The 26,988-nt window shown below is 49.3% G+C and carries 17 protein-coding genes; 12 read left to right on the top strand and 5 right to left on the bottom strand.

The genetic code is table 11. The features are described 5' to 3' along the window. Window positions 1–71 precede the first annotated feature (71 nt). On the top strand, window positions 72–1,217 hold the full coding sequence (gene tilS, locus QT984_RS16785) for a tRNA lysidine(34) synthetase TilS (protein WP_333056453.1): 1,146 nt from the start codon (window positions 72–74) through the stop codon (window positions 1,215–1,217). On the opposite strand, the gene hmpF is transcribed toward tilS, so the two are convergent. Next, on the bottom strand, window positions 1,214–2,959 hold the full coding sequence (hmpF, locus tag QT984_RS16780) for a pilus motility taxis protein HmpF (protein WP_333056452.1): 1,746 nt from the start codon (window positions 2,957–2,959) through the stop codon (window positions 1,214–1,216). The two genes, tilS and hmpF, sit on opposite strands and share 4 nt — an antisense overlap. A gap of 723 nt (window positions 2,960–3,682) precedes the next feature. Between hmpF and QT984_RS16775 the strand changes: the two genes are divergently transcribed. From QT984_RS16775 to QT984_RS16740, 8 genes are all read left to right on the top strand, one after another. Further along, window positions 3,683–3,973 carry a helix-turn-helix domain-containing protein gene (locus tag QT984_RS16775; protein WP_333056451.1) on the top strand — a complete coding sequence of 97 codons (291 nt, stop codon included), beginning with the start codon at window positions 3,683–3,685 and terminating at the stop codon, window positions 3,971–3,973. Window positions 3,974–4,112: 139 nt separating this feature from the next. Next, window positions 4,113–4,937 carry an RNA-guided endonuclease TnpB family protein gene (locus tag QT984_RS16770; protein WP_333056450.1) on the top strand — a complete coding sequence of 275 codons (825 nt, stop codon included), beginning with the start codon at window positions 4,113–4,115 and terminating at the stop codon, window positions 4,935–4,937. Between the two features lie 358 nt (window positions 4,938–5,295). Beyond that, window positions 5,296–6,534, top strand: a complete 1,239-nt coding sequence (locus tag QT984_RS16765; protein ID WP_333056449.1) for a response regulator — start codon at window positions 5,296–5,298, stop codon at window positions 6,532–6,534. A gap of 699 nt (window positions 6,535–7,233) precedes the next feature. Further along, complete coding sequence (locus QT984_RS16760; RefSeq protein ID WP_039887356.1) at window positions 7,234–7,767, top strand: chemotaxis protein CheW; 534 nt, start codon at window positions 7,234–7,236, stop codon at window positions 7,765–7,767. A 147-nt stretch (window positions 7,768–7,914) separates the two neighbouring features. Then, window positions 7,915–11,010 (top strand): methyl-accepting chemotaxis protein, encoded by a 3,096-nt coding sequence (locus QT984_RS16755; RefSeq protein ID WP_333056448.1) that lies wholly within the window; start codon window positions 7,915–7,917, stop codon window positions 11,008–11,010. Window positions 11,011–11,067: 57 nt separating this feature from the next. Next, complete coding sequence (locus QT984_RS16750; protein ID WP_333056447.1) at window positions 11,068–11,970, top strand: HNH endonuclease; 903 nt, start codon at window positions 11,068–11,070, stop codon at window positions 11,968–11,970. 51 nt (window positions 11,971–12,021) lie between these two features. Further along, window positions 12,022–17,358, top strand: a complete 5,337-nt coding sequence (locus tag QT984_RS16745; RefSeq protein WP_333056446.1) for a response regulator — start codon at window positions 12,022–12,024, stop codon at window positions 17,356–17,358. A gap of 289 nt (window positions 17,359–17,647) precedes the next feature. After that, the gene (locus tag QT984_RS16740; protein ID WP_333374493.1) at window positions 17,648–18,838 is read left to right on the top strand and encodes a Rid family detoxifying hydrolase; all 1,191 of its coding nucleotides are present in this window, start codon (window positions 17,648–17,650) and stop codon (window positions 18,836–18,838) included. Between the two features lie 183 nt (window positions 18,839–19,021). Here QT984_RS16740 and QT984_RS16735 read toward each other — a convergent pair whose 3' ends face one another. The 3 genes from QT984_RS16735 to QT984_RS16725 form a co-directional block, all read right to left on the bottom strand. Continuing rightward, window positions 19,022–19,687: a methyltransferase domain-containing protein gene (locus QT984_RS16735; protein WP_333232253.1), complete on the bottom strand. Its 666-nt coding sequence runs from the start codon at window positions 19,685–19,687 to the stop codon at window positions 19,022–19,024. 25 nt (window positions 19,688–19,712) lie between these two features. Beyond that, window positions 19,713–21,056, bottom strand: coding sequence for an amino acid permease (locus QT984_RS16730; protein ID WP_333374491.1), 1,344 nt, complete (start codon window positions 21,054–21,056; stop codon window positions 19,713–19,715). 395 nt (window positions 21,057–21,451) lie between these two features. Next, window positions 21,452–21,841, bottom strand: a complete 390-nt coding sequence (locus QT984_RS16725) for a hypothetical protein (protein WP_333056441.1) — start codon at window positions 21,839–21,841, stop codon at window positions 21,452–21,454. A gap of 159 nt (window positions 21,842–22,000) precedes the next feature. Between QT984_RS16725 and rppA the strand changes: the two genes are divergently transcribed. Both rppA and QT984_RS16715 read left to right on the top strand, forming a co-directional pair. Beyond that, window positions 22,001–22,675 carry a two-component system response regulator RppA gene (rppA, locus tag QT984_RS16720; RefSeq protein ID WP_333056440.1) on the top strand — a complete coding sequence of 225 codons (675 nt, stop codon included), beginning with the start codon at window positions 22,001–22,003 and terminating at the stop codon, window positions 22,673–22,675. Then, the gene (locus QT984_RS16715) at window positions 22,668–23,939 is read left to right on the top strand and encodes a HAMP domain-containing sensor histidine kinase (protein WP_333056439.1); all 1,272 of its coding nucleotides are present in this window, start codon (window positions 22,668–22,670) and stop codon (window positions 23,937–23,939) included. Before rppA ends, QT984_RS16715 begins: the two co-directional genes overlap by 8 nt. A 556-nt stretch (window positions 23,940–24,495) precedes the next feature. On the opposite strand, the gene QT984_RS16710 is transcribed toward QT984_RS16715, so the two are convergent. Continuing rightward, on the bottom strand, window positions 24,496–26,649 hold the full coding sequence (locus QT984_RS16710; RefSeq protein ID WP_333056438.1) for a polyribonucleotide nucleotidyltransferase: 2,154 nt from the start codon (window positions 26,647–26,649) through the stop codon (window positions 24,496–24,498). A 65-nt stretch (window positions 26,650–26,714) separates the two neighbouring features. Between QT984_RS16710 and QT984_RS16705 the strand changes: the two genes are divergently transcribed. Then, on the top strand, window positions 26,715–26,927 hold the full coding sequence (locus QT984_RS16705) for a hypothetical protein (RefSeq protein ID WP_333374489.1): 213 nt from the start codon (window positions 26,715–26,717) through the stop codon (window positions 26,925–26,927). Window positions 26,928–26,988: the final 61 nt, after the last annotated feature.

Genomic DNA, 26,988 nt, shown 5'->3' with positions numbered 1-26,988 from the left:
CAATTAAAATTGTAAGTTATTTAATTCGCGATCCTAACTTCCTGATTTTTGCTTAATAAAAAACTGCTCTCATGGCTGAATCTTCCAATTGGACGCACCTCCACGCTCAAGTGCACAAGACGCTGCTGTACCGACAAATATTGCCATCAAATCAGCGATTGCTAGTAGCAGTATCGGGCGGACAAGATTCTCTGTGTTTAATTAAATTACTGCTAGATTTGCAGCCAAAATGGGGGTGGAATCTAGCGATTGTTCACTGCGATCACCGTTGGCGTTCTGACTCGGAAGCCTCGGCTAATCATGTAGAACAATTAGCTAAAAACTGGGGAATATCCTACTATTTGGAAACAGCCTGGGACATCCCGAAAACAGAAGCAGCGGCCAGACAGTGGCGATATCAAGCTTTAACCGAAATTGCGATCGCCCACAACTACCCCTACATTGTTACAGGCCATACAGCTAGCGATCGCGCCGAAACACTCCTCTACAACCTGATTCGCGGCAGTGGCGCCGACGGACTTTCTGCCCTCACCTGGAAACGGCCCCTCGCCGATTTTGGATTGCCGATTTTAGATTTTAGATTGGCGAATTCCGGCGAAAATCCCAACTCCCAAATATCGGCCGATTTTAGATTGGAAAATCAGGATGAAAATTCCCAATCGAAAATCCCAAATCTAAAATCTAAAATCTATTTAGTTCGTCCCTTGCTTGAAATAACTCGATCGCAAACAGGTCAATTTTGTCAAGAGCAAAAACTACCAATTTGGGAAGATTCCACAAATCAAGACTTGCAATATACTCGCAACCGGATTCGATCGGAATTATTGCCTTATTTGGAAACTCATTTCAACCCAAAAGCCCAACAAGCCCTAGCCCAAACAGCCGAACTTCTCCGCGCCGACGTAGAATATCTCGAACTTGCAGCCAGCGACTTGCTACAGCGAGCAATGTCTCCAATTGCAGACAATATGCAGGTGAATTTTCAACTTCCCGTCAAGTTAAATCGCCCGATTTTGCGCGAAGCACCCCTTGCCTTGCAGCGACGGGCAATGCGGCAACTACTGCAACAAATATTGCCCTCGGCGCCCAGTTTTGAAAGCGTAGAAAAACTAACGAGCTTAATAGTAGCCCCCAACCGATCGCAAACCGATCCATTTCCTGGAGGAGCGATCGGTCGAGTCGAACACCCTTCGATAATTTTACATATTAAATTTTAAGCTGAGAGCAAACTCGAAAGGACTTGCCGCAACTCAGAAACTACCCGATTTTGCTCGTCTCCCGTCTCCTGCACCCGATCGAGTTCCCCCGCCACCGCTTCGAGCTTTTGGCGTAGCGCATTCAAATTGTCCTGCACCGGCTGCAACATTTCTTGATAAACATTCACCCTGCCCCAGAGTTGCGCCACTGCACCTTTCTGGTTGAACAAATTCTGCTCTAACTGCTTGAGTTCGTAGCGTTTCGCCTCACTTTCCCCATTTTGGCGGTTGACATTTGCCTCTATTTGGGATATTGCTTCCTGCACTTGCTGAATTTCGTTTTCCAGTCTTTGCAATTCTTGGCTTTGCTGCTGTCGCTGAGTATTGAGCTGTGCGACAATCGGCCCCAAATCAATATCTCCTCGCTCTTGTTTGGAAGCATTAGCAGTACCCAGCCGCCGCCACAGCACCGCCTGATGCTGCTTTAAAACATCTTCTCGTTCCTGCAACCGGAGGCGCTGTCCCACCAGAGTTTCGTTTAACATCTGATAACTTTCGAGCTCATCTGCCATTTCATTTTCCAAAGCCATGCGATCGTACTCGGAAGCAGCTTGAATTTTCTCTTGCAGCTCCTCGATTGTCTCCCGCTGCAGAGTCAACTCCTCCTCTTGATCGTTAACAAACCGGAACACCTTTTCCAAATCCTGTTGCAGGTGTTGCACCAGCCCTTGTAACTCATCAACAGGCATCTTCTCCAAAGCTGACACATCTACTTTCTGCTCCGTACCCGCAGCACCCGAAGCAGATGCGAGCCTGGAAACTTGCTGGTAAAGCTCCTCAACAGCCCGCACCTGCAAAGACACCGACTGAGCCTGAGCCTGCTTAGCGCTGAGGGTACTTTGCTGTCCTTTAAGCTCCGCCCGAGCCCCGGCCAAAGTATCTTGAGATTGGTACCACTCTTGCCAGCGGTTTTGGAGGCTCTGATTTTGTCGATCGACCTCTTCTTGTTGCTGTTGAGCTATGCTCTGTTTTTGCTCCAACTGCTGCCAGTGCTGATCCAGAATTGCCTGTTGAGCGCCCACGGCACCAAGAGACTGATTCATTTGTTCCCGCACCCCTTGGGCCGAAGCAATTGCCCCTCCCAGCTTCTGCATCAACTCCTGAATCCTCTGAGTCTGCTGCTCATCAACTACTGGCCCCTGCCGAACCTCAGACTGCTGCTGGGCCACCCGTTGCTGCTCGCCCCGCAACTGTTCCCAAGCCGTCTCTATTTCCACGCGACTGCGATCGACTTCTTCTCGCAGTCGGTTAGCTTCATCTCGAGTATTTTCAATTTCCGAGCGCTGAGCCTCCAGCCGCTCCAACTCCTCTTCCATTTGAGCCAACTGCTCTTCGCGGGCTTGCATTTCCATTTCCCGGCGATTGAGTTCCTGACTCGAAAACGTCAGAGAAGCCTTCCACTGTTCAATTTCCTCTTCCTTATCCTTAAACTTGTCCTGCAATCGCGAGAAATTTTGCAGAATGCTCACCAACTGGCGGGCCGCCTCCTGAATCCGCTGCACTTGCTTGCTAGCGCTCAACTCAACCAGCACCAGCGTGCCGTCGTTAAACTTATTAGCTTCCTCAACTGGGATCGCGTCATCACCTGGTACGGCGCTCCAGTTATGTTCGCCCCGCTGACAAGCTAGCAGTTTCAGTTCAGCCTTACCGCCACCGAGACCAAAGCCGCTTCTCTGTTTTTGTACTTCCGCTAGATACAGCACACTAATAGTCCTCTGCTTCGTAAAACCTATCCCAACTTACTTTAAGTTACTTAAAGGCCTAAAAGATAAGTGGTGTTTACTTCCTACGCTGTTGGGTAGACGGCTAATTCCAACATAAGTAGGCTATCCCCCTTAAGCCAAAGGTTCTTGACTAAAGATAACACTGCCTGTGATTTTTAGTCAACTTACCTAAAGTAAACAAGTGTAGGCAAGTAAGGATCGCTTTTTGCCAATTAAGTCTTACTTCTTGGTATTGTTTGCCCAATCGGGGGATAGCATTTTTTCTAACTTTTCTTCAGCACTAACGCATAGCACGTTCTCACGGGAGAACTTCCAGAAATTACGGGCGTCACCAGTTGTCTGGAGGAATGAGACAGCAGTACCAATGCCACTTGATTAAAGACTAGCTCTCACTGCGAAGACTGCCATAGGCTAAAGCTGAAAAAGGTCAGTCCGTCAAAAACTTTCTATTGATTGTACCAGGCTTTAGTTGCGGCTCGATCGTCAGAAAAGCCATCGCTACCCCCAAGCGGACGCCATCCTTCGGCGGACTAGGGATTTGAACCGCGCTGCCTTAGAATAGGGTAATGACGCGAGCCGATGACGCTCGCGGGGGGCGAGCAAAAAGGTCGATCGGCACTGAGGGTGAGAAACTGTAACCAAAATCCTACTCACATCTACTCATTCCTTCTGAAATGAGTAGGGATTGAAGCAGTATATAGCGTGATTCAAAGCGATAGAGAGGTAAAAATGCTGTTAGGCTTCAAAACCGAATTGAAACTGAATAATCAACTTACTCGCACATTGTTAGCCCAGCATTGTGGAGTAGCGCGTCATGCGTTGAATTGGGGATTGTGGTTGACCCCAAATATACTTCACCACAATAAAACCAACGAGAGTGAAAAGCTCAAACTTCCCACAGCTACTGACTTGCACAAACTCTTAGTAGCTATAGTGAAATCAAAAAATCCTTGGTACTATAGCAATCCTCGCATCATTTGTAAAAATATGTAGGGGTAGTGCTACCCCTACTCCCCCTGCCTACCCCAGCCAAGTTGGGGCAACCGGGCGTGGGGAGAGCCCCTACAAGAATTACACGAATCATTTAGGATTGCTATATGAATGCAGCAAGTCTACACCGCAGCAAGCATGAATGGCATTGCGCGAAGCAGGGAAACGGTGTTTTAACAAAACTCGGGGAGTGCCGATATTTAAGAATCAAGGGCGGCGTGACTCTTTCACGTTAAAAAGCGCAGTTAAAATCTTGGGTGACAATAAAATTCAATTTCCTGTTATTGGCATTTTGAAAACTTATGAAAGATTGCCACAAGTATTAACCAAGTCTTGCACGATATCCCGTCAACCCGACAGGTGGTTTATCAGTTGGCGGTTTGACGCCCAACAGCAGGAATCAGGCAATACAAGCATTTTCAGAGTTGACCTCGGCATTAAAGCATTAGCTACTCTCTCAACAGGTGAAGTAATTGCTGGGGCAAAATCCTACCCAAAATATGCAGCCAAAAGGTCAAGAAGGCAAGGGCTAAACCGCCCTAAAATGATCGGTTCAAGCAACGGTCAAAAAGCGCAAGTCAAGATAGCGAGACTGCATAAAAAAATAGCTAACACACGTAAAAATACGTTACATAACTTGACGACATTACTTGCCCAAAATCACGGTTTAATGGTCATAGAGGATTTGAATGTAAGCGGAATGATGGCTAATCATAAGTTGGCTGCGTCTGTTGCCGCTCTGGGATTCTTTGAGTTTCGCCGCCCGTTAACCTACAAATGCGAGTTGTACGGTTCAAAGTTGGTAATTGCTGACCGTTGGTTCCCGTCCAGTAAAACCTGTTCTAACTGTGGAACAAAAAAAGAAACACTTTCCTTGAGCGAGAGAGTGTTTGAATGCTCCTATTGCGGATTGGTGATTGACCGTGACTTAAACGCGGCAATTAATTTGTCAAAAACCGTCAGTTAGGCGGGGATCGTGCCTGTGGACTGGTGAGTTTCGACACCGCCAGGATGAAACAGGAAGTAAGCTTTACAATACTACTGAGTAGACTTGTCTAGTCATGAGTAGATGTGAGTAGGTCTTATGTAACGGAATACAAGGTGAAACTCTACACTTAGAGAATGCCGCGAGTTGCGCGGTTTCAGCTTGTGGACTGGTAGCGCGGCCGAGACCCGGCAGCAAGTATCGCCCTTTCGTCAATTCCCAATTGTGAGATCGGCATCAGCGCGTAAATTATTGACGGAAACTAAAGTCAATGTTTTCGCCAGCACACAGTCTTTCCGATCTCAGACGCCAACGGTTTTAAGGAGGACATTTTAGCTGCATGCAGGGAAATTTGAGTGAAATAGACATCCGCAGCATCCTGCAATTGATTGAGTTAGGCCAGCGAACCGGAGAACTGTTCGTAGAGGCCTACACCTCCACCGGCAGCGGCACGGGTACTCAACCTACCTCGCGCTCCCTTGCAGGACAATCCTGGTATGTCTTCTGCTTCAACGGTCAGATTATTTACGCTACCCAGAGTGCGGGCAGTTTGTTTCGCTTGCGCGACTACCTGCGCCGCTACAAAGCAGATACCGCCCTCGACAAAATCCAAGTTCCCTATATGGCATCTACCAATGCCCCAGAATACGGCTACCTCTGGGCCCTGCTAGAAAACCACATCCTCACCCCAGCTCAAGGCCGCAACATCATCCAGAGCATGATCCACGAAACCCTATTTGACTTGCTCAGTCTCCACCAGGGTTCCTTCACTTTTGAAATGGGCCCAGCTTTGGCTCCTCAACTGACCAGCTTAGAAATTAGTTCGCTCCTGGCCAAGATTGTCAAACAGGTGCAGCAGTGGAAGCAGTTTCACCCTCACATTCAGTCGCCCAACCAATGCCCGGTGATTTCAGATCCCTCCGAGCTGCGAGTCGCGCTGCCTGTCAACACCTTTAATACTCTCAGACGCTGGGCCGACGGGCACACTTCGATCCGCCAAATGGCGCGCTACCTCAACCGAGACGTGCTCACTGTCGCTAAGGCGATTTACCCCTTTGTGCAGCAGGGATTGGTGCAAGTATTTTACGAACCCTCTGTAGCCCCCACCAACAACAAAAAAGAATGGTCGTCCCCAGAAACCAAAGTTCCCAGAGTTGTCTGTATTGACGACGACAATACTATTCGCAAAACAGTCGAGTCAATTTTAAATGAACACGGTTACGAAGCTACTACGATCGGCAATCCCCTCCAAGCCCTGAGTTTGGTGTTTCCACTCAAACCCGATTTAATTCTGTGTGACATCGCCATGCCGGAACTCGACGGCTACGAAATTTGCGCTATGCTGCGTAGTTCTAGCGCTTTCCGGCAGACGCCGATCGTGATGTTGACGGGCATCGACGGATTTATCGATCGCGTTAAAGCCCGCATGGCCGGAGCTACAGACTTTTACACTAAACCTTTTGGTGAAAGCGAGTTATTGATGCTGGTAGAAAAATATGTGGGCCCAGGCTACCCTCGGGTCAATCTCTCGGAAAGATTATTAGACCGATCGCTAGAAGACCAATTAGAAGAAAAATAAGTTTCGCCCCCATGGCATGATGGGAGCTTTTTTGTACCTGCGGTTAGATCGAGTCTCGGCCACCACAAAGAGAAAGCTGGACGTACTATTGGCGATCGCACCATAAACTAGAATGTATAAATCCGCGCGCTGGCATAAGGGCGTCGGTAAAACTCTGTTCAATTTCTAGACCCAAGTGGGTCTAACACGCTCAAAGTGCAAATATAATATACTTGTTCTCCACTTGCAGCCGCTCCGAAAAACTGATGTACAGAGCTACTTATTGCTAGGTATTTCTGTACAAAGCCAGAGAGTCCAATTCTCAGTCTTAACTGACTCCGTTCATGATTGTCGGGACATCAGCCATGTCAACAACTCCTCGCTAATCCCAGTATCGGTTTAGCATTCATCGCAGAAATTACCCAGAGTTTTACCAATTGAGACGGCGGTGGGATTACAAAGTGAAGCTTTAGGGGTTTCAAATTAATTGTTCGTACTCTATTTGAGCTAATTTGTAAGCATTGGTCGCGCGCATTTATTGAGGGCAGTCAATTATTGACGGAGAAAATTTATTGCCAAGGATCTCCGGCAGTAGCGCCATTCACCCCTTGGCTGTGTCAAGCTTGGCTGTGTCAAGTTTCGACCATCGAAGTTTCGATCGGCTTCTTCTTGGCGGGAAACCTCAACAATTTTGCTAGAAATGCAGGTGTCAGAATTATGATTAGCGGTAGCCCAGACTTTATATTACCAGGACTAGGCGTAGATCCGGCTCCGGAATTCCAAGAACTAGAAACTCCCGAAGGAGAGCTGCACCTGCGGTTCTACGTTCCTTCGGGGAACGAGTTCGCTCTGCCAGCGACAGGGATTAGAGAGGTACTATCCCCGTCCCCAGACCGCATGACACCGATCCCCAACGTTTCCTCTTTGCTTTTAGGTACGCTAAATATGAGAGGACGAGTGATTTGGGTGGCAGACCTCGGCCAATTTCTGGGAGACCAAACACCTCTGAACACAGATAGACCCGAAATCCCGATCGTGGCTGTGGAAGACCAAGACACGATTTTGGGGCTGGCAGTCGATCGAATTGTGGGGATGGACTGGCTCGACGTAGAGCAACTGCACTCTCAGAACAATGCACCAGACGGCATGATTCCATTTCTGAGGGGAGAATGGATGTTAGGTGCACCAGCTCAGAAAGTGCTCCGACTGCTAGATCAAGTGAAAATTCTGCGCTCGGCGCGGTGGGCAGCGTGAAATCGATTTTAGATTTGCGATTTGCGATTTTCGATTGAGGTCTAATCATAAACAGTCACACGACGTGAGGCGCGCATCTAAACATTCAATTCAAGATAAAAATCAAAAATCTCAAATCTAAAATCTAAAATCCAAAGAGGGCGGCAAATGGCAACAAGTACCAACTTTCAGCAGGACTACCAACGGGCAGAAGCGGCCTACATGGATGGCAATTATTCAGAAGCCGCAGCCCTAGTTTATCAATTAGTAGAAGATTTTCCCGAAGACCCCAGCGCTCGCCTGCTGTGCGGACACATTTACTGCTACGGACTGCAACAGTATGAGGTGGCGCGGGAACAGTACACGGTTGTGCTAGGTCTGAGTGATGACCAGAGTTTGGTAGAACACGCTCACAGCGGAATTACCTACACAGACCAATTTTTATCTGGAGAACTAGAAACGGAAAATTTCGAGGCTTTGTCTGCTGAAACTGAATTAGAATTCTATCCAGACTTATCTCTTGATGAAGGGTTAGAAGACCCGGATTTGGGACTTTTCCAAGGAAATTCCCCATCCCTTTCCTATAGAAGTCAATCCCCAGACGACATGGAAAACGAGGACTTGGCCGACTTAGGCATGAGTGGCTTGGGATGGGAACCAGAAGACGACGATGGCGCAGGCTCAGTCCCAGATTTAGCCTCACATTCTAACCCCTTTGGTGGCGACAGCGGCGGAATGGCAGCTTATGCTGAGAACTCCGGCTCGCTAGACGGCATAGACGAGTTTGCCGACTCGGACTTTGGAGACCCTTTTGCCTTAGATGATGGAGGGTTTGATGGTGCTGACTTGTCTAGCAGCAAAGTTTCTGGTTCAAGCGCACCTTACTCAGGAGATTCGTTTTCCGAAGCTCCGACTCAGATGCTCAACGGTCAAAGTTTTGCCTCTTCAGAAAGCGGGAATTCCTTCGACTCGAACCAACTAGACTCCCCCATCGGGCCCTCGGACAATTTTGGCGAACCTTTTGGTGCGCTCGATTTGCCAGACGAATTCGACAATAACTCCGACTACGACTACCAATCCCCGCCCCAGATTGGCCAAAATTACGGTCATAACACACCTGGGGTCGAAGATGAAGACCCCTTTGCCGAGGCGATGCCCTCGTCGGGTTTCGGGTCTTCTAGACCTCAAAACAAACAGTCGAATAACGGGTCGGACTACTCGTCAAACTATTCGCTGGCGGAAGACGAAACGCTGTTGATGGGAGGTGCTGTCCCCAACTCTCAAAGTCAAAGGTCGAGCCGGGGACAATTTAATTCAGTCGATCCAGCCTCCTCCAACAGCAACGGTTACAGCGACTCGGAACCCCCGGCATTTAGCTCTAGAGACAACTTCGAGTTAGATGCTTTTGAAGACGACGCTTTTAGCGATTCTTTCTCTTTCGACGAAAACGAACAAGCAACAGCTTTCGGGGCTTCCGACAAGAACAACAGCGCCTGGTCGTCAAAAACTGGGAACGCTCAAGAACACAGCGACTTTTTAGACGAATTTGACGAATTTGACGATTTGGGCAATTTGCCGGACTTTGATATCTCAGAAGATGCCACCAGTTCGATCTTGACTAGAGGTAACACCAATTTCGGCAACTCGACCAGCGGCATGATGGGAACGACTGGGAGCAGCCTGGACTTTGACAACAGCGATGGCTCAGCAATTCGGGATGACGAAATATTTAGCATAAGCGGCCCGGCTGATACGTCTGTGTCGACTTTTTCTCCCACAGAAACAGAAGCGCTCGATACTTCGGTAACAGTAGAACAGGGGGGACTGGCTTTCTTGGAAAATGCCCCTTTGTTTACAAAACAGTTGTACACGGCAATCGGGGCGGGACTTGTTTCTCTGGTAGCTGTGGCTTTCGTCACCAACATTGCCTCCTATCAAGCTCTGCGGCAAGACAAACCGGAGGCGATCGTTTACCTGCGCCAAACAGGCTGGGTAATGACTGCAGCCGCAGGCTTTACCAGCTTTTTAACTTCTTGGGGCATCGGCCAGTTGATCGCCAAGCAGGTACGCAAGTCGTCGGACAATTTGCAAGCTCAGTTCGATGCCGTATCTCAAGGAACTTTGGATGCTCGCGCTACGGTTTACTCGGAAGATGAATTTGGCAAAATGGCTGCTAAATTCAACCACATGGCGAAGGTCATCCAAACCACGATTAGCGATACTAGGCGCAAGTCTGACGAGCAGGAACAGGCAAAAGAAGACTTGCAGCGCCAAGTGATTCGCTTGCTAGACGACGTGGAAGGAGCGGCCCGGGGTGACTTGACGGTGACGGCAGAAGTGACCGCAGACGTTTTGGGTGCTGTTGCTGACTCGTTTAACTTGACAATTCAAAATCTGCGCGAAATTGTCCATCAGGTGAAGCAGGCGGCTCGGGAGGTCAGCAAAGGCGCGACAGATAGTGCCAAGTTTGCGGGCGATTTGTCTTCAGACGCGCTGCGGCAAGCTGAGGAACTGGCGGCAACGCTGAATTCGGTGCAAGTCCTCACCGATGCGATTCAGCGGGTCGCAGAGAGCGCTAGAGAGGCGGAAGAAGTGGCCCGGGGCGCGGCGGCAACGGCTCTGAAAGGGGGCGAGGCTGTGGAGCGGACGGTGGCCGGGATTTTGGAAATTCGCGAAACAGTAGCAGAAACCACGAGAAAAGTCAAGAGGTTGGCGGAAGCTTCTCAAGAAATTTCTAAGATTGTGGCTTTAATTGCGACGATCGCCTCCCGGACGAATTTGTTGGCCCTCAACGCCAGTATTGAGGCGGCGAGAGCTGGGGAAGCGGGCAGGGGTTTTGCGATCGTGGCAGATGAGGTGCGACAATTGGCAGACCGATCGGCTAAGTCTTTGAAAGAAATCGAACAGATCGTGATGCAAATTCAAAGCGAAACCGGCGCGGTAATGACGGCGATGGAAGAAGGGACGCAGCAGGTTATTGAGGGGACAAGATTGGCAGAACAGGCGAAGCGATCGCTTGAAGATATCATTCAAGTTACTAATCGAATTGACGTGCTAGTGCGATCGATTACTGCCGACACTGTAGAGCAAAACGAAACAGCTCGCGCGGTCGCCAGTGTGATGCAAGCTGTCGAGCTGACCGCTCAGGAAACGTCCCAAGAAGCGCAGCGAGTTTCGGGTGCTTTGCAAAATTTGGTGGGCGTTGCTCGCGACCTTTTGACATCGGTGGAAAGATTCCGAGTAGAAACAGCAGAAAGACAATAATCAATTGTCTCATGCTTTTTTTGCGGGCTGATTTACAAGCACGTTAGTGTGGCAATAATGGCATACAAAAAGCAACCTCGCAGTCTTGAAACCCCTGCGGGGATGCCAATTCAACACCTAAAGGAAGTAGGAGTTGCACAGATGGACGATAACATAGTAGAGGTAATACCGGGCATCTTTGGTGAAGTTCAGCCGACGGGCTGTATTATCTCTACCCTAACCAAATCTAGGAGTGGCTATGCAAACAAAAGACTTCGCATTAACGGTGAATGGAAAACGTTTACTGTCCACCGTTTAGTATTAGAAAATATCTTAGGTCGTCCGATTAGACCGGAATACTTTGCTTGCCACACTTGTGATGTCCGCAACTGCATTAATCCAAACCATTTATGGGAAGGTTCTAGACTGGAAAATTCTCAAGATAGGTTTAAGAAAGGACGAATTAAAGATGTAGGAAGTACATCTGCGCCGAAACCTCAAAAACAAGTGCGAGGCATAGAAGTAATTCCAGGCATTCGCGCTGAAATACAGCCGAACGGCTGCATGATTTGTACCTTGGTTAAAAGAAGTGATGGTTACGCCATTAAGGGTACTAAAATTAATGGCAAAACAAAAAGTTTCTACGCTCACAGACTTGTACTGGAACACAAACTGGGAAGGCCTGTTAAACCCGGTTATTTTGCGTGTCACAGTTGCGACGATCGCGGTTGTGTCAATCCTGACCATTTGTGGGAAGGAACCCCCGCCGATAACTCCCGCGATGCTATAGAAAAAAACCGCTTTCCTTTCGTTCCCGGCAAGATATCTATCCACCGCAAACTCCAACCCGAACAGGTGCGCGAGATTCGCTATCTTTTAAGTGAGGGCATATCGAAAACAAAAATAGCCAGGACATTTGCGATATCTCGCAGTCAGATTATTCTCTTGGCAAGGGGCGAGATATACAGAGACCTTCTCTAGAACTACTAACATAGACCCAATACAATAACGCTTAAAATCAGGAATAAAACTATGCTGCCGGAGCAACAACAGAGGATAATGGGCTACTTTATTGAGGAGGCAAAAGACCACCTCAATACGATCGAACAAGGGTTGCTGAATCTGCAAACCACGATCGAAGACCCCGAACTGGTCAACGAAGTATTTAGGGCCGCTCACTCTGTCAAAGGAGGAGCAGCAATGCTGGGGCTGACGAGCATTCAGCAAACAGCTCACCGACTAGAAGATAGTTTTAAAGTATTAAAAGAGTGCAGCGTTAAAGTAGACCAACAGCTAGAGTCCCTTTTTCTGCGAATTTTTGACACATTGCAAGGGCTGTTAGAGCAACTGTCGGGGCCTTTTGGACTGACAGAAGAATTGGGAGAACAGATGGTTCGAGAATTAGAACCAGTATTTGAAGAACTTAATGGGCACTTGGGGGGACTCGTTGGACACGGAGAACACCATGCAGACGAGAGCTACGCGATGTCAGTACCCGAACCAGTTATGGCGGGGGTGGGAGTCGGGGCCTTTGCCTCATCAAAGAGTTTTCCAGATTCGCGGTCAGTTTACGCACCTGATGCCAGAACAACAGAAGACAGCGCGCTGCAGCTAGTATTTGACTCGGACGTGCCGGCGAGGATGCGGGAACTCCTGCAAGAGTTTAAACAGCCGGAGGGGCCAGAAAGCAGGCGGCAACTTAAGAACATTTGTCGGAACTTGCTCAGGGCGGGGGAAGAATTTGAACTGCCCTGCTGGATAGAATTGATCCAAGCTGTATCCAAGGCGATCGGCAATCCAGAAAATACCTACCGCACCTTAGCCCCAACGGTGATCAAAGACATCAAACAAGCGCAAGAACTGGTAATTTCTGGTCTAGAATCGTCGATCGCCCCAAGCGCAAAACTTCTGTCGCTGCAGCCGGCTGTTCTGGTTCCAGAAACAGATTTTGAAGATTTGCTGGCCTTCGCTCAACCGACGAGTAAATCCGGGAAAAATGTGGTTTCTGTTGAGGATGAGGCCTGGGATCTGGTGGGTTCGGGCGATGCCCAGGATGGATTGAACAAGTTGCTGCCGACTATTTCTGGGCTGAGTATAGACGAGCTGTTCGACCAACTCGATAGCGGCGACAGCAACGATGACAATGGCATTCGATCGTCCCAGTTCGACGAAGATTCCGCCTTCGCAGAATCGGATATAGAGACGGGTGCTTTTAGAGGCTCGACCCGCAGCGGCCCGGAAGTGGGCGCGGCAGAACTCAACACTTTAGCTGACTTGTTTGACGGCGAGTCCCCGGATCTCGACGGCGCTTGGGAAGAAGAAGAAGACCTCGACTATGCACACTCTTCTGGGATATCGGCGGCCCGAATGCTGGGGTTAGACGATGATGACAATTCCGGCGATTTTACTGATTTGTTGTTTGACGAATACGATGCGGAAAGTTCCGAAACGAATAGGACGCCTCCGATTGATGACCTGACGAGTTTGTTTGGGGAGGATTTGCTGTTTGGAGAAGAGGCAGAGGGCTCGACAGTAGCTGCCGATCGGAAAAATGCGGGTTCGAGCCAGCGGTTAACCCGCAACCAGGTTAAAACGGGTAACGGTAGGGGCGGTTTGGAGCGGCGATCCGACACGGTGGCCCCAGCGAGGGGACAAGCTGACGAAGATGCTCTCGGTACGCTGTTGGACGAAGTGGCGGCCCAAACTTCTGCTGGTGGTACGGAGGACAATGCTGATTTCGAGAACTTGTTCGGCGATTTAGGCTTATCTGACGCAACAGGTGGGCAGGCAGTCTCTTCGGAGTATTCCCTGAAGTCGGAGGCTTTAGACGGAGAATCGAAGCAGCCGGCAGCCGGGGGGGACAATAATGATTCAGCGAATGCCGAAGCGCTTGAAGAGCCTGAAATGGATGATTTCGAGTTGTTCTCTGAGCTGGGCGAGGATTCGGATTTGAGCGAGTTGTTGGGGATTACTTCTAATTTCCTTTCTTCAGAAGACGAAGGTGGGGAGAACGGGGGCGATCGAGCTCAAGCTGCAGGCACCGCACAAAATGAGGAAATGGGCAACGTTCTTAACATGACATCAAATTCTGATTTAGATATCTCAGCAGATGAAAACTGGCTAGAAGATGCTTTCGGCCTGGAAGACGAGTCTGTGCAATCGCTCAACCTGGAAGGGGACGATACGGATTTGGATGCGCTGTTTGGGGATATGACCTCGGACGCGATTTCTGAGGATGAACAGACTGTGCGGGATCGGCAAGGAGTGGCTACTTCCCGAGAAGCTGCCGATTTGGCTGAGCTTTTCGGTTCTGTACCTACGGGTACGGAGTATGAGGGAGAGGCTTCGGGGCAAGCCCGTGGGGGTTGGCCCAAGGATGGGGATTCAGAATTGCTGAGTGCGGATTTGGGAGTTGATGAGGGCGACTTGGGGAGTTTGTTCGACAATAATAACAATGGTGCGGCGGTTTCCGACCAAGGCTTGGCAAATTCGGCAGAGGTTGAACTTGGGGCTTTGTCCGACGATCGTCCTGAGTCGGAAATTTCAAATCTCGAATCTGATGAGGGCGCAGCTTTCGATTTCTTGGAGGATATGTTTGGGGAAGGGCTGGTGCAGCAGCCCGATGCTGTAGTGGCGCCAGATGAGGGCGCGGCTCATGATGAGGAAGAATTGTCGGCCGAACTGCCCGATGGTTTGGCAGGCGGGGTGAGTGCTGATTTGTTCGATCGAGCCGAAACAGATGTCGCCGGGGAGTATGAGGGCGAAGATGATTTGTTTGATGCCCTGGAAACTGATTTTTCGAGTGTGGATTTAGAGCCGCTGCCTGCTGAATCTCTCGATGGTATGTTTGATGGCGATGCTGACTTGCTCTCGGCGATGGAAACCGGCGCTACTCTCAACAACGCAGAGTTGGAGGGTTTTGATGATTTGTTGGATTCGATCGATGCTGAGGTTTTGGTGACTTCGGAACTGACGACGGGCTTTTGGGACGCTGAGGACGAGTCAGCCCAGGCCGATGCCTCGGAGTTAGATGAGGGGTCGCTGGCAGACTTTTTTGGCGATGGCGAATCAGGCGATGAGGATGATTCTGAAGGCAATTTTGACGATTTAGAAGCACTGTTAATTGCAGGCGGTGCGGGAGCTGTCATAGCAGCTTCTGCGAGTACAAATCAGAGTCCGGTAAATACAGAAGTTTTCTCGGATCTTGAAGAACTCCTCAGCGAGAGCGCAACTATGCCGGAAATTCACGGGCTACCGGCGACAACTGCTAGTAAAGCCGCGCGCACCGCTGCCGATGAGAGCGACGACGAATTTGGCGATTTGGAAAAACTGCTCGAAGATCCCAAGGACAGCGGCCGCTCACAGGGGGAAGGCAATATGGGGCCGTCGGCGATCAACAGACCCAGGCGGAATGCCCGCGCGGGCGGGTTCGGCGACCAGACGATGCGGGTGCCGGTCAAGCAACTGGATAACCTCAGCAATTTGATGGGGGAACTGGTGGTGAACCGCAACAGTTTGGAGCAAGACCAAGAACGGATGCGCCAGTTTTTGGACAATTTGCTGCACCAGGTAACGCTGCTGAGCGATGTGAGCCAGCGGACTCAGGATTTCTACGAGCGGAGTCTTTTGGAGATTGCTTTGCTGGCAAACCGGCAGGGACACCGATCGGCCTGGCGCTCTGAGGATTCGGCCCACACCCGCGAAAGTGCCTGGAGACCAGAGGAAATGGACAGGTTTACTCCTTTCCACAGTTTGGCTCAAGAGATTATTGAGCTGATCGTGCGGGTGCGGGAGTCGGCGGCGGACATTGAGTTTTTGGTGGATGAGGCGGATCAGGTGACTCGCCAACTGCGACAAGTTACGACTCAACTGCAAGAAGGTTTGACTCGCGCCCGGATGAAGCCGTTTGCGGAGACGACGGACAGGCTGTTCCGGGCGGTGCGGGAAATCGCGATTAAGTGCGGGAAGCAGGCTCAGTTGCAGGTTGAGGGTAAGGAGATTTTGATCGACAAGATGATTGTGGATCAGCTATATGACCCGATGACTCATTTGGTGAACAATGCGATTACTCACGGGATCGAAGCGCCGGAGGTGCGTCTGGCGGCTGGGAAGCCTGCAGTCGGCAGGATTACGATTCGCGCTTTCCACCAAGGGAACCAAACGGTGGTTTCGGTTTCTGACGACGGGGCCGGAATTGATCCGCAAAGGGTGAAGGCGAAGGCGATTAAGCAAGGTATGCTGACGGCGGCTCAGGCTCAGAGGATGTCTCGCTCGGAAGTTTACGATTTGCTGTTTATGCCCGGTTTCAGCACTCAGGAACAGGCGACGGAGTATGCCGGCCGGGGGGTCGGTATGAATGTGGTGCAGACTTCGCTGCAGGAGATTCGGGGCACTGTGTCGATCGATTCAACGATCGGCAAGGGGACTGTGTTTACCATCCGTTTACCTCTCGTGTTGAGTATTTCTAAGGCTCTGACTTGCATTAGCGATCGAGCTCGCATTGCTTTCCCGATGGATGGGGTCGAGGATATGATCGATGTGCCTCGCGATCAGGTGACGACGGGGGCGGATGGTTTGCCTTGCATTGAGTGGCGGGGTCAAAGTTTGCCGTTCCGGCCGCTGCGGGATTTGCTGGCTTACAGCCGCCATTTGGGTCGGGGCAGTGTTTACGGGTTTAATACTGACGATGACATGATTTCGGTGATTGTGCTGCGCTCTGCTGGCAATTTCTTGGCGGTGCAGGTGGATCAGGTTTCCACAGAACAGGAAATTGTGATCAAGCCGTTGGAGGGGCCGGTGCCGAAGCCGATCGGGATTGCTGGGGCCACGGTGCTCGGGGACGGTCGGATCGTGGCGATTGCGGACGTTCTGGAGCTGATCGATTTGGCTACGGGAAGGCTGCGGAAGGACACTGGCGGTACGCTTTGGGATGAGGGCGAGAAGGCTACTAAGGAGGCGGAAATCGAGAAGACTGAGCCGACTGTGCTGATTGTGGATGACTCGATTACGGTGCGATCGCTCTTGTCGATTACTTTTGAGAAGTCTGGCTATCGTGTGGAAGAAGCTCGCGACGGTAAGGAAGCTTGGGAAAAGATGAAATCTGGTCTGCCTTGCGATATCGTTTTCTGCGATATTGAAATGCCGAGAATGGATGGTTTGGAACTACTTTCTCGGATGCAGAAAGATGCGGTTTTGTGTGAATTGCCGATCGCGATGCTAACTTCTCGCGGTGCTGACAGACACCGCCAAATGGCTTACAGTTTGGGCGCGAAAGGCTATTTCACTAAGCCTTATTTGGAGGAGCAATTGCTTGATGCTGCTTCTCGGATGTTGAAAGGTGAGGTTGTTGGTGCTCCGGTTGGTGTGTAATGTGTTTATCTGCGTTTGTCTGCGGTTGAAAAATGGTAATTTCTTAACCGCAGATGAAATTGGATTGATTAAACCGCAGAGGACACAGAGAACGCAGAGAAAGAGAACAGAGAGATCGATGATTCTGAGGAAGTACGAATTTGATATAATTTATCTGCGTTTATCTGCGGTTGAAAAAGGGAGTTGATTGACCGCAGATGAAAATGGATTGATGCAGATTTATATCGCGCTTTCGGTTTTGGTGGTAGGCTGGGAATGTGGGGTGTAGCGGAAGGGCGAGGGGTTATTAATGAAAGCTGAAGAACTTTTAGAAAAATACGCAGCAGGACAACGCGACTTTAAGGGCGCACAGTTAAGTGGGATAGACCTCAAAGGTGCAGACTTGAGTGAAATAAACCTACAAAATGCAAATTTGTCTGGATCTGAGTTGAGTGAGGCAATCTTTACTAAGGCAAACCTGGGTTCAGCAAACTTCAGTAGGGCTTACCTCAGCGGTGCTGATTTGAGTAGGGCTTACCTCACCAATGCCAATTTGAGTAATACTAAGCTGGACAATGCAAATCTGAGTGATGCCCAATTAAACTCTGTATCGTTAACTAAAGCCTCCTTAAAGGAAGCAGACTTAAGTAGAGCCAATCTGAGCGATTCAAATTTGACCAAGGCAAACTTGACAGGATCACAATTGAGTCAAGTAAAGTTAGAACGTTCTAGCCTCCAAGATGCCAACTTTCATAGAGCCAAACTCCGAGGCGTTAATCTGTCTGCATTTAACTTATCAGGCGTTAATCTGGCTGAGGCTGATCTTACGGCAGCCGACTTCACAGGGACAAACTTAAAAAAAGCCTGTCTGGCAGGGACAAATCTCGAAAGAGCGAGTCTTCAAAAAGCAAATTTAATGATGGCAAGTTTGGAAGGAGCCAACTGTCTGAAAGCAGACTTGAGTGATGCTCAAACCTATGGTTGGGAGATCAAAAATGCCGACTTCACTGGTGCGATAATGCCCGATGGAGAAATCTACCAGCCAGAAACCTCCGATCAAAAAATCTCCCGCCAAGAAACCTCTCAACAAGAATCCCAAACAGGAACATCTATGACACGCAAAATTATTCGTACTGACAAAGCACCCGCACCCGTGGGCCCTTACAATCAAGCGATCGCCGCTACGGGCACTATGCTGTTTGTAGCTGGCCAAATTGCGATCGACATTAGACTAAACGATATTGTCTATACCGACGATGTGGCAAAACAAACCGAACAAGTTATGGCAAATCTCGAAGCCATTCTCACAGAAGCCGGCGCTACTTGGTTGGATGTGGTAAAAACTACGGTTTTCCTCAAAGATATGAATGATTTTGCCGCTGTGAATGCGGTTTATGCGAAATATTTTGATGCGGAAACTGCACCGGCGCGCGCTTGTGTGGAGGTTTCGCGTTTGCCGAAAGATGTGTTAGTTGAAATTGACTGTATTGCGGTTATTTAACGTGAGTTAGACTGCTAACCTGGCACGTCGATCCGATCGACGTGCCAGCTATATAGAGTCTGACTGCTCAAGCTCCAATAGTCTTAGGAATGAGAATTAAATAACTTCCACAAGATTGTGGGACGGGCGGGACGCCCATCCCACAATAACAATTAAAATTGTAAGTTATTTAATTCGCGATCCTTACTTCTTCAAATTAGCAGGAGGAGTTTCAGGTACAACCCAGTAGTAGACTGTTCTGCCGTCCACTTTTACTACTTGCTCAGGTTTCCAGTCGCCCATATCGAATTCATGGGACACAATGCGCGTACCTGGTTTTAGACTGAGTAATTTGGGGCGCAGTTTTACGTTGAGTTCTGGCAGGAGATAAAGCGTGACAACTGTTGCCTCACTGAAGTCTGTTTGGAATAAATCTTCCTGACGAAACTGGACACGATCGGTAACGCCAGCCTTTTTGGCGTTCTCGTTAGCTTCTCGAATGCGTTCTGGGCTGATGTCAATACCAATGCCCCGCGCGCCAACCTTTTGAGCGGCTGCAATCACAATCCTACCGTCGCCACTACCCAAGTCGTAAACTACGTCATTGGCTTGCACGTTTGCCAGCCGCAGCATTTCATTCACAACCGGTACAGGGGTTGGAACGTAAACGACATCGGGTTGACGGGTGGGAGCTTCTGTTGTGGGGCTAGGAGTCGCTTGAGCCACATCGGAAACAGAATTAGTTGGGGATGCGGCAGCCGGAGTTGGAGCCACTGTCTCAAAGTTACGTTGTTGGGTACAGCCGATCGCAGCAAAACTGAAAATGCTAACGCCAACAAAGAATGATTGCCTAATGGTTTTGAGTTGCACGATTGTAAATCTCCAAAAAAAGTTGCTATGTAGTGTGACGGGCAAAGGGAATACCCAGTAGAACAACGATGACCCCTACGATCGCGCCGATGCCTGTATAAACCAGACTGGAATAGAGCAAATAGCCACAAATGGCGCAGAACACTATGGGAACGATCGGGTAAAACGGTACGCTAAACGGGCGTAGTCGATCGGGTTCTCGAATGCGTAAAACAATTAACGACAGGGTGCTGATCAAAAAGAAAAACCAGAAGATGGGCGCAGTGTAGTCCACCATTGTTTCAAATCCTTTGCGGGTGAAGGTTCCCAGCCCAATCAGGGTCAGCGCGATCGCACCTTGCAATAAATAAGCGGTTGTCGGTGAACTCGGATGCGGGTGCCAGCGTGCCAACCAGCGAAATGCAGACCTATCCTGCCCCAGAGCAAAGCTGCTGCGTGCCCCCGTAAAGATGCTGGCGTTGATCGACCCCAGGGTGGCGGTCACAACCAGTAAACTCACAAACGCGGCTCCCGGTTCACCCAGCACTCGCCGCAGTAAATCTGATGCAACGGCTTGAGAGTCGGTCATGCCTGCGATACCCAATCCCCGCAGATATGCCAGATTAATCAGCAGATAAAGTCCTGTAATGATGCCAATGCTCCAGAGGAATGATCGCAAAATATTGCGCTGTGGGTTGTGAATTTCGGCAGAAATGTAAGCGGCTTCATTCCAACCACCATAGGACAGCAGCACGAAGACCAGCGCTAAGCCCCAGGAAGAGGTACGGGAGGCATCGGAGGAAAGGGCCGGGACGGGAGGAGGGGAGGATGCCAGACCCACTACGATGACCAGCAGTAAGCCTAAAACGAGTATCACCGCTAGCCCGTTCTGGAGGCTTTTACTCTGGCGCAGTCCAATGATGTTGAGCATTGTGAGCAGGGCGATCGCGACTGCTGCGTAAATTGCAGGGGAGTAGCCACCTAGTGGAAGTAGCTGAGAGGCATAGTCGCCAAACACAAATGCCAGCAGCGCGATCGATCCAGTCTGAATCACGGTCATGCGTGCCCAGGCAAATAAAACTGCGATCGGTTGCCCCAATGCCCGTTTCAGGTAGTAGTAGTTGCCGCCGACATGGGGATATGTAGTTGCCAATTCGGCGTAGCAAAGTGCCCCCAGCAATGACACAACACCGCCTATCAGCCAGACTCCTATGACACCACCAACGGTTCCGGTATTAGCCGCGACCAGAGCAGGGGTTTCAAAAATGCCTGCGCCGATTACTAGCCCGACAATCAGGGCGATCGCATCAATTAGACTAATAGAGGGTTTTGGAGTCCCTGTTTGGGGTTCGTTACGTTCCACCAGTGCAGTGTTCTCTAATCTATCCACAGTTTTAGCTTCTCAACGAGTAGAATTTTTTACGACACCCAGGCTTAAACCAATTTCCGTTTTGCCCAAAAGTCCGGCGCCGACTCAGAAGAATTAGAATTCCTGCGATACCAGAAATTAAATAAAAAGAGTTGCTGGAAACGTGAACTGTTCATCCTTAAAAATCTATTTAGGAGAGGGTTGACAATCAAGGTCTACTCTTAGCTTCCACAGCAAATGTGACTCAAAGGTGACAATCCCCACATTTTTCCAATTAATTACTGGGAGCCTATCGATATTACAGAAGACAAAATTTCTAGTCCTTCTCATCACCAGCACTAAATCCCTGCTTGGGATCGGCGGTACTCGATCTATTTCCCACTCGCCAATGGTGGAGCAATTTTTCGCTCAACCGCTTAGTTCTTCATCCGGTAGCTGATCAATTTACGGACATTTTCAACCGGCATTGCTAATTCTTGGGCGATCGTTGCTTCGACCTGACTGGTTTGGGTAACAGGAAACTCGTATTCCAGCTTCTTTAAAGTTGAGTCACTGGTGTTGACAAAAATAGTGGTAACACCCAGGCTGCGATCGATTTCTGCATTTATGGTCAAGATTGTTACTGGTAATCTCCGATTTAACGGTCTATCTGCCAGTAGTTTGTTGACAGAGTTATACGGACGGCTTAGAGTTTGGGCCGCGATGAAGTTACCTGTAGTCCAGAATAAGGCTGCTACCAATGGCAGAGGTACCCAAAATTCCCAGGCAGCGCGGTGTAGAAGTGGTAGGATGCGAGGTAAAGTCATGGGAATGTTGGATTTTAGATTTAGATTGCTCGAAATAATCGGGAGAAACTACCAACATTTTAGTTAGCAACTGATTGGCATAAATCTTACCTGTGATGGATGCTTTTCCTAAATTTCTTCTCTAACATACATAAAATTTGCCGAACAATGGTTAGACGGATGCGAATTCTCCTGGTAGAAGACGATGTAGATCAACTGGAGCCACTTCAAGCTGCTCTCTCTGAGGCTGGACATATTGTCGATGGTGTAGAAGATGGGGCGACGGCCCAGTGGATTTTATCGAAGCGGGACTATGATCTGTTGATCCTTGATTGGTTATTACCTGAGATCAGTGGCTTAAGCTTATGCCAGCAATACCGCCGTCTGGGAAAAACGGCCCCGGTGTTGCTGTTGACTGCCAAAGATGCGATTGTTGACAAAATTAGCGCTTTAGACGCTGGAGCCGATGATTATCTCATCAAACCCGCCGATGTGTTTGAACTGCTGGCACGGGTGCGGGCCTTGGGACGACGATCGCCACTTTGGAAAGGGGATACTTTACAGGTTGAAGATATGACTCTACATCTATCAACGCTGACTATTGAACGGGGGGAGCAAAGTATGCAGTTATCGACTCGTGAATTTCTATTTCTAGAGTATCTGATGCGCCATCCTCGTCAGATACTCTCCCGCAGCCAAATAGAACAAGCCTTGTGGGAGTGGGGCAACGAACCTGAGAGTAATGCGATTACTGTCCTAGTGCGTCGTCTGCGGCAGCGATTGCAGATGATAGGTGCTGTCAGTTGGCTAGAAACCGTATATGGTATGGGATATCGCTTGAATCCAGATGTTTAATCGTAGCCGCCGCAATCTGGCCCACTGGTTTACGCTCTCGATGGGGGCTATTCTGATCGTGTTTGCCGGGATCATTTACTACCAGCGAGCGGTTAACAGCTTAGAAGAGTGCGATCGACTACTCTACAAAAAAGCAAGAGTCATGGCTGCCAATATTGACTATGGTTTGCGGCAGGGAAAAGAACACATCGATCTGAGTAACGTTCCGATTCTTGGTAATTATTCTCCTCCCTCTGGCAGTGAAATTGTTTACGCTAGGTGGTATTCAGCGACTGGACAACTGCAACAGTTTTATGGGGCGCAGCCCTCGGATCGGATTCAGGCTCGCGCGGCGTTTCAAACCATTGAGTCTTCCCCCGAGTGGCTGCGACAATTAACGCTTCCGGTTGACTACAACGGACGCACGATTGGCTACCTCCAGATTGCCATCCCTTTGACGGATGCTCAGAAAACACTGAGAGAGTTACTGATTGTGATGGTGATAACATTGCCCTTGACTCTGGGCGCGATTAGTCTAGTAGGTTGGTTTTTAGGCGGATTGGCTATGCAACCGATTCAAAACGCCTATGTCCAAATGCAAAGATTTACGTCTGATGCTTCCCACGAACTAAGGGCACCGCTTGCCACCATACTCAGCAATGCCCAGGTTGGCTTACTCAGCCCAGTCGATGCCGGCGGGCCTAAGCACTCTCGATTGGAAAAGATTGCTGAAACGGCTAAGTCGATGAATCGGTTGGTGACTGATCTCTTGTTTTTAGCACGACAGGCAGGACAGTTAGATGCAAAGTCGATTCAATCGATTCACTTGAATGACCTGTTAAAAGATACGATCGCCACTTCATCAATACAGGGTGTTGCCCAGCATTTAAGCCTTCATTTAGAACTGCCTGAAGAGAGAGTTATCATCAAAGCCAATTCTGATTTATTAAAACAAGCTATCACTAATCTACTCACCAATGCCTGCAAATATACCTTACCTGAAGGAACAGTGTGGCTGCGGTTATTGACTCAATCTCATCGCATTTTAATTCAAATAGAAGATACGGGAATCGGCATTCCCGATGTAGATTTGCCACACATTTTTGACCGATTTTACCGAGTTGATGAGGTACGAACACGGAAGAAAGGCGGCTCTGGATTGGGATTGGCGATCGCCCAGCAAATTGTGGAAGCTCACGGCGGACACCTAACGGTAAGTAGCGAGGTTGGGAAAGGTTCTCTGTTTCAAATAGAACTGCCCCTGTCAATCGATTTTAGATTTTAGATTTTAGATTTTAGATTTTAGAATTGAAGCATTGACCCAGCCCAAAAACCGATACCGTGCCACGTACTTAAGTCGTGGAAATATAAAAATTTTAGACTCTTGTTCAAGCTCCCAGATTGCATCTGTGGGGTAAATCTAAAATCTAAAATCTAAAATCTAAAATCGACTGACCCCACGGATAAATTCGGGGGCTCCTTTATCGGATACAGGTTTTTTATTTCTGGACTGATGAATCACGTGGCGGGTATCCTGGATGCGGGAATTGTCATAGAAGATATCCTGCGGCTATAACGGGGACATCGAAGATTGTCACTCTTGAATCACAGTTGCGATCGATTGTGTAGTTGCGGTTTCAGCCGCCGAGGGGAAAGTGCGCGACTTTATTAACTTCTACAGCCGATCGCACTTTTGTCGATCTGTCGCTGTCGCGCACCTACTCCCAAATCTGAAACAATCAGATTTAATCACGAGTTAGCAATTAGCAATTACTAATCACCAGTTAGCAATTAGCAATTAGCAATTACTCTATAAGTAATTACCAATTACCAACTGTAAACTATTTATTCAACGCTTCGCGGGCGGCTACCGCTTCGTCGGGATGAATATTCAAGCGGGTCAAATTAATTCGACCTTTGTTGTCAATTTCTCGCACTTTGACAATCACTTCATCGTTCACAGCTAACTCGTCTTCCACTTTCCCAACGCGGTAGTCAGCTAACTGGGAAATGTGAATCATTCCTTCTTTTCCGGGCAAAATTTCCACAAAAGCGCCGATCGGAATAATTCGAGTTACGCGGCCGACATACACATCTCCTGCATTCAACTTGCGCGTCATGCCTTGGACAATGTTGTATGCCCGCTGAGCTTTTTCGCTGTCGTTGCCAGCAATTGTCACGGTTCCGTCGTCTTCGATGTCTATTTTGACACCGGTTTCTTCGGTGATGGCTTTGATCGTTTTGCCACCTGGCCCAATTACCAAACCGATAAATTCTGGATCGATTTTCAGGGTTAGCAAACGCGGTGCAAACGGCGACATTTCCTTGCGGGGAGTGTCGATGCTTGCCAGCATTCTTTCTAAAATGTGCAGTCTGGCGGGTTTGGCTTGGCGGATGGCATTGGCAATTACATCTAAGGGCAAACCTTTGATTTTCATGTCCATCTGCAAAGCAGTAATCCCGGTGTCGGTACCGGCTACTTTGAAGTCCATGTCGCCTAAGAAGTCTTCAATTGCCTGAATGTCAGTCAAAATTCGGACTTCATCGCCTTCTTTAATTAAGCCCATTGCCGCGCCGCTGACGGGTTGGGAAAGGGGAACGCCTGCATCCATTAATGCTAGGGTTGAGGCGCAAACTGAACCCATTGAGGTGGAACCGTCGGAAGAAAGGACTTCTGAAACTACGCGAATCACGTAGGGGAAATCTTCTTTGGATGGCAAAACCGGCAGTAAAGCGCGTTCTGCGAGGGCTCCGTGACCGATTTCACGGCGTCCGGGCGATCGCATCGGCTTGGTTTCTGCTACCGAAAACGGCGGGAAATTGTAGTGATGCAGGTAGCGTTTGTCTTGCTGTGGGTGCAAGTCGTCTCCTAAGTCTTGGGCGTCGCCTGGGGTTCCCAGGGTAGCTGCAGACAAGACTTGGGTTAACCCCCGATTAAACAACCCAGTGCCGTGTACTCGCGACGGCAGCACGCCTACGCGACAAGAAACGGGTCGCACCTCGTCTAGCTTGCGGCCGTCTACGCGGATGCCATCTTCGAGGATTTGTTTCCGCATCATTTTTTTGGTAACGTCTTTGAAAACGTTGCCGATCGCCTTGCTGTTGGCGGTGGCTGCTAGTTTTACCGGATCGTCTTCGGCAAGTTCGGCGATCGCAGCTTCGACTTCATTTGCCTTAACTTCGTCCAATGCTGCATTCCGTATTGTTTTGTCTTTTTCAAATCTTGACAAAATGATGCGGATGGGTTCTTGGGCGCGATCGCGAATAAAGTTTTCCAGGGCCGAATCTTGCGATGGCCGTTCCTCTACCACCAAATCGATGCCCAATTCCGCCATAATTTCGCGCTGGGCTTGAATCAAGTCACAGGCTGCTTCATAGCCGAAGTCGATCGCCTCGATGATATCCTGTTCCGGCAATTGGTTAGCGCCAGCTTCTACCATGATTACTCCGTCAGGAGAACCAGCTACCACGAGATCCAACTCGCCTTCTTTGATTTCGCTGTAGGTGGGGTTGATGATGAAATCGTCCCCTACCAAACCGACTCGCACTGCAGCCATCGGCCCGTAAAACGGCATTTTCGCCAGCAGTATCGCCACCGAAGCCCCCGTCACCGCCAAAACGTCTGGTGGCACTTGTTCGTCCATCGAAACCGTTGTGGCTACAACTTGGATGTCATCTCGCAGCCAGCTTGGAAATAGCGGACGCAGCGGTCGATCGATCAAACGGCCAGTCAAAGTCACTTTTTCTGGGGGGCGCCCTTCCCGGCGCAAAAATCCACCGGGAATTTTACCGCCAGCGTAGAGTCTCTCTTCGTAATCCACCAACAGGGGCAGGAAATCAATTCCTTCTCTCCCCTGGGATCGAGTCGCTGTCACTAAAACCGCCGTGTCACCCGACTGAATCAAAACTGCACCGCCTGCTTGAGGCGCTAGTAAACCAATCTTCAGTCTAATATCCCGTCCATCGAAGGATATTGACTTGTCTATCTCTACCATGTAGCACTGCTTCCTTATCTACCACATTCTTTCTCTGTCGGGATCGTAACATTACCACAGGATGTTTGAGAGTCCGACGCCAAAAGACAGGGATAATCGCCTCGCGATCGACTGTCTGCGTCTCGATTGTAGGCATTTATACTCTAAATTATTTTTTGCAGTCTGGGGTCGATGCTTCGGTCGATCGTCCGCTAAACGCCTTCCATAGATGGTACGATGAATTTTCGTTTGGGAATTGGGACGTTGAAGGAAGAAGGAAGAAGGATTTAGTTATCTAAGCCAGGGAATAAGCGGTAAGGTGTGCCATAAGTACCTAAATACACAGGTTCTACCTAATTC

It is taken from the genome of Microcoleus sp. Z1_B2 (assembly GCF_036700325.1).
Taxonomy (GTDB): domain Bacteria; phylum Cyanobacteriota; class Cyanobacteriia; order Cyanobacteriales; family Microcoleaceae; genus Microcoleus.
The sequence above is the reverse complement of the archived record's forward strand: the minus strand, read 5'-3'. Positions and strand labels throughout refer to the sequence as shown.

Coding starts and splice junctions, on each gene's coding strand:
- tilS (WP_333056453.1), top strand. CDS start 72: ATGGCTGAATCTTCCAATTGGACGCACCTCCACGCTCAAGTGCACAAG.
- QT984_RS16770 (WP_333056450.1), top strand. CDS start 4,113: ATGGCATTGCGCGAAGCAGGGAAACGGTGTTTTAACAAAACTCGGGGA.
- QT984_RS16765 (WP_333056449.1), top strand. CDS start 5,296: ATGCAGGGAAATTTGAGTGAAATAGACATCCGCAGCATCCTGCAATTG.
- QT984_RS16755 (WP_333056448.1), top strand. CDS start 7,915: ATGGCAACAAGTACCAACTTTCAGCAGGACTACCAACGGGCAGAAGCG.
- QT984_RS16750 (WP_333056447.1), top strand. CDS start 11,068: ATGGCATACAAAAAGCAACCTCGCAGTCTTGAAACCCCTGCGGGGATG.
- QT984_RS16745 (WP_333056446.1), top strand. CDS start 12,022: ATGCTGCCGGAGCAACAACAGAGGATAATGGGCTACTTTATTGAGGAG.
- QT984_RS16740 (WP_333374493.1), top strand. CDS start 17,648: ATGAAAGCTGAAGAACTTTTAGAAAAATACGCAGCAGGACAACGCGAC.
- QT984_RS16725 (WP_333056441.1), bottom strand. CDS start 21,841: ATGACTTTACCTCGCATCCTACCACTTCTACACCGCGCTGCCTGGGAA.
- rppA (WP_333056440.1), top strand. CDS start 22,001: ATGCGAATTCTCCTGGTAGAAGACGATGTAGATCAACTGGAGCCACTT.
- QT984_RS16715 (WP_333056439.1), top strand. CDS start 22,668: ATGTTTAATCGTAGCCGCCGCAATCTGGCCCACTGGTTTACGCTCTCG.
- QT984_RS16710 (WP_333056438.1), bottom strand. CDS start 26,649: ATGGTAGAGATAGACAAGTCAATATCCTTCGATGGACGGGATATTAGA.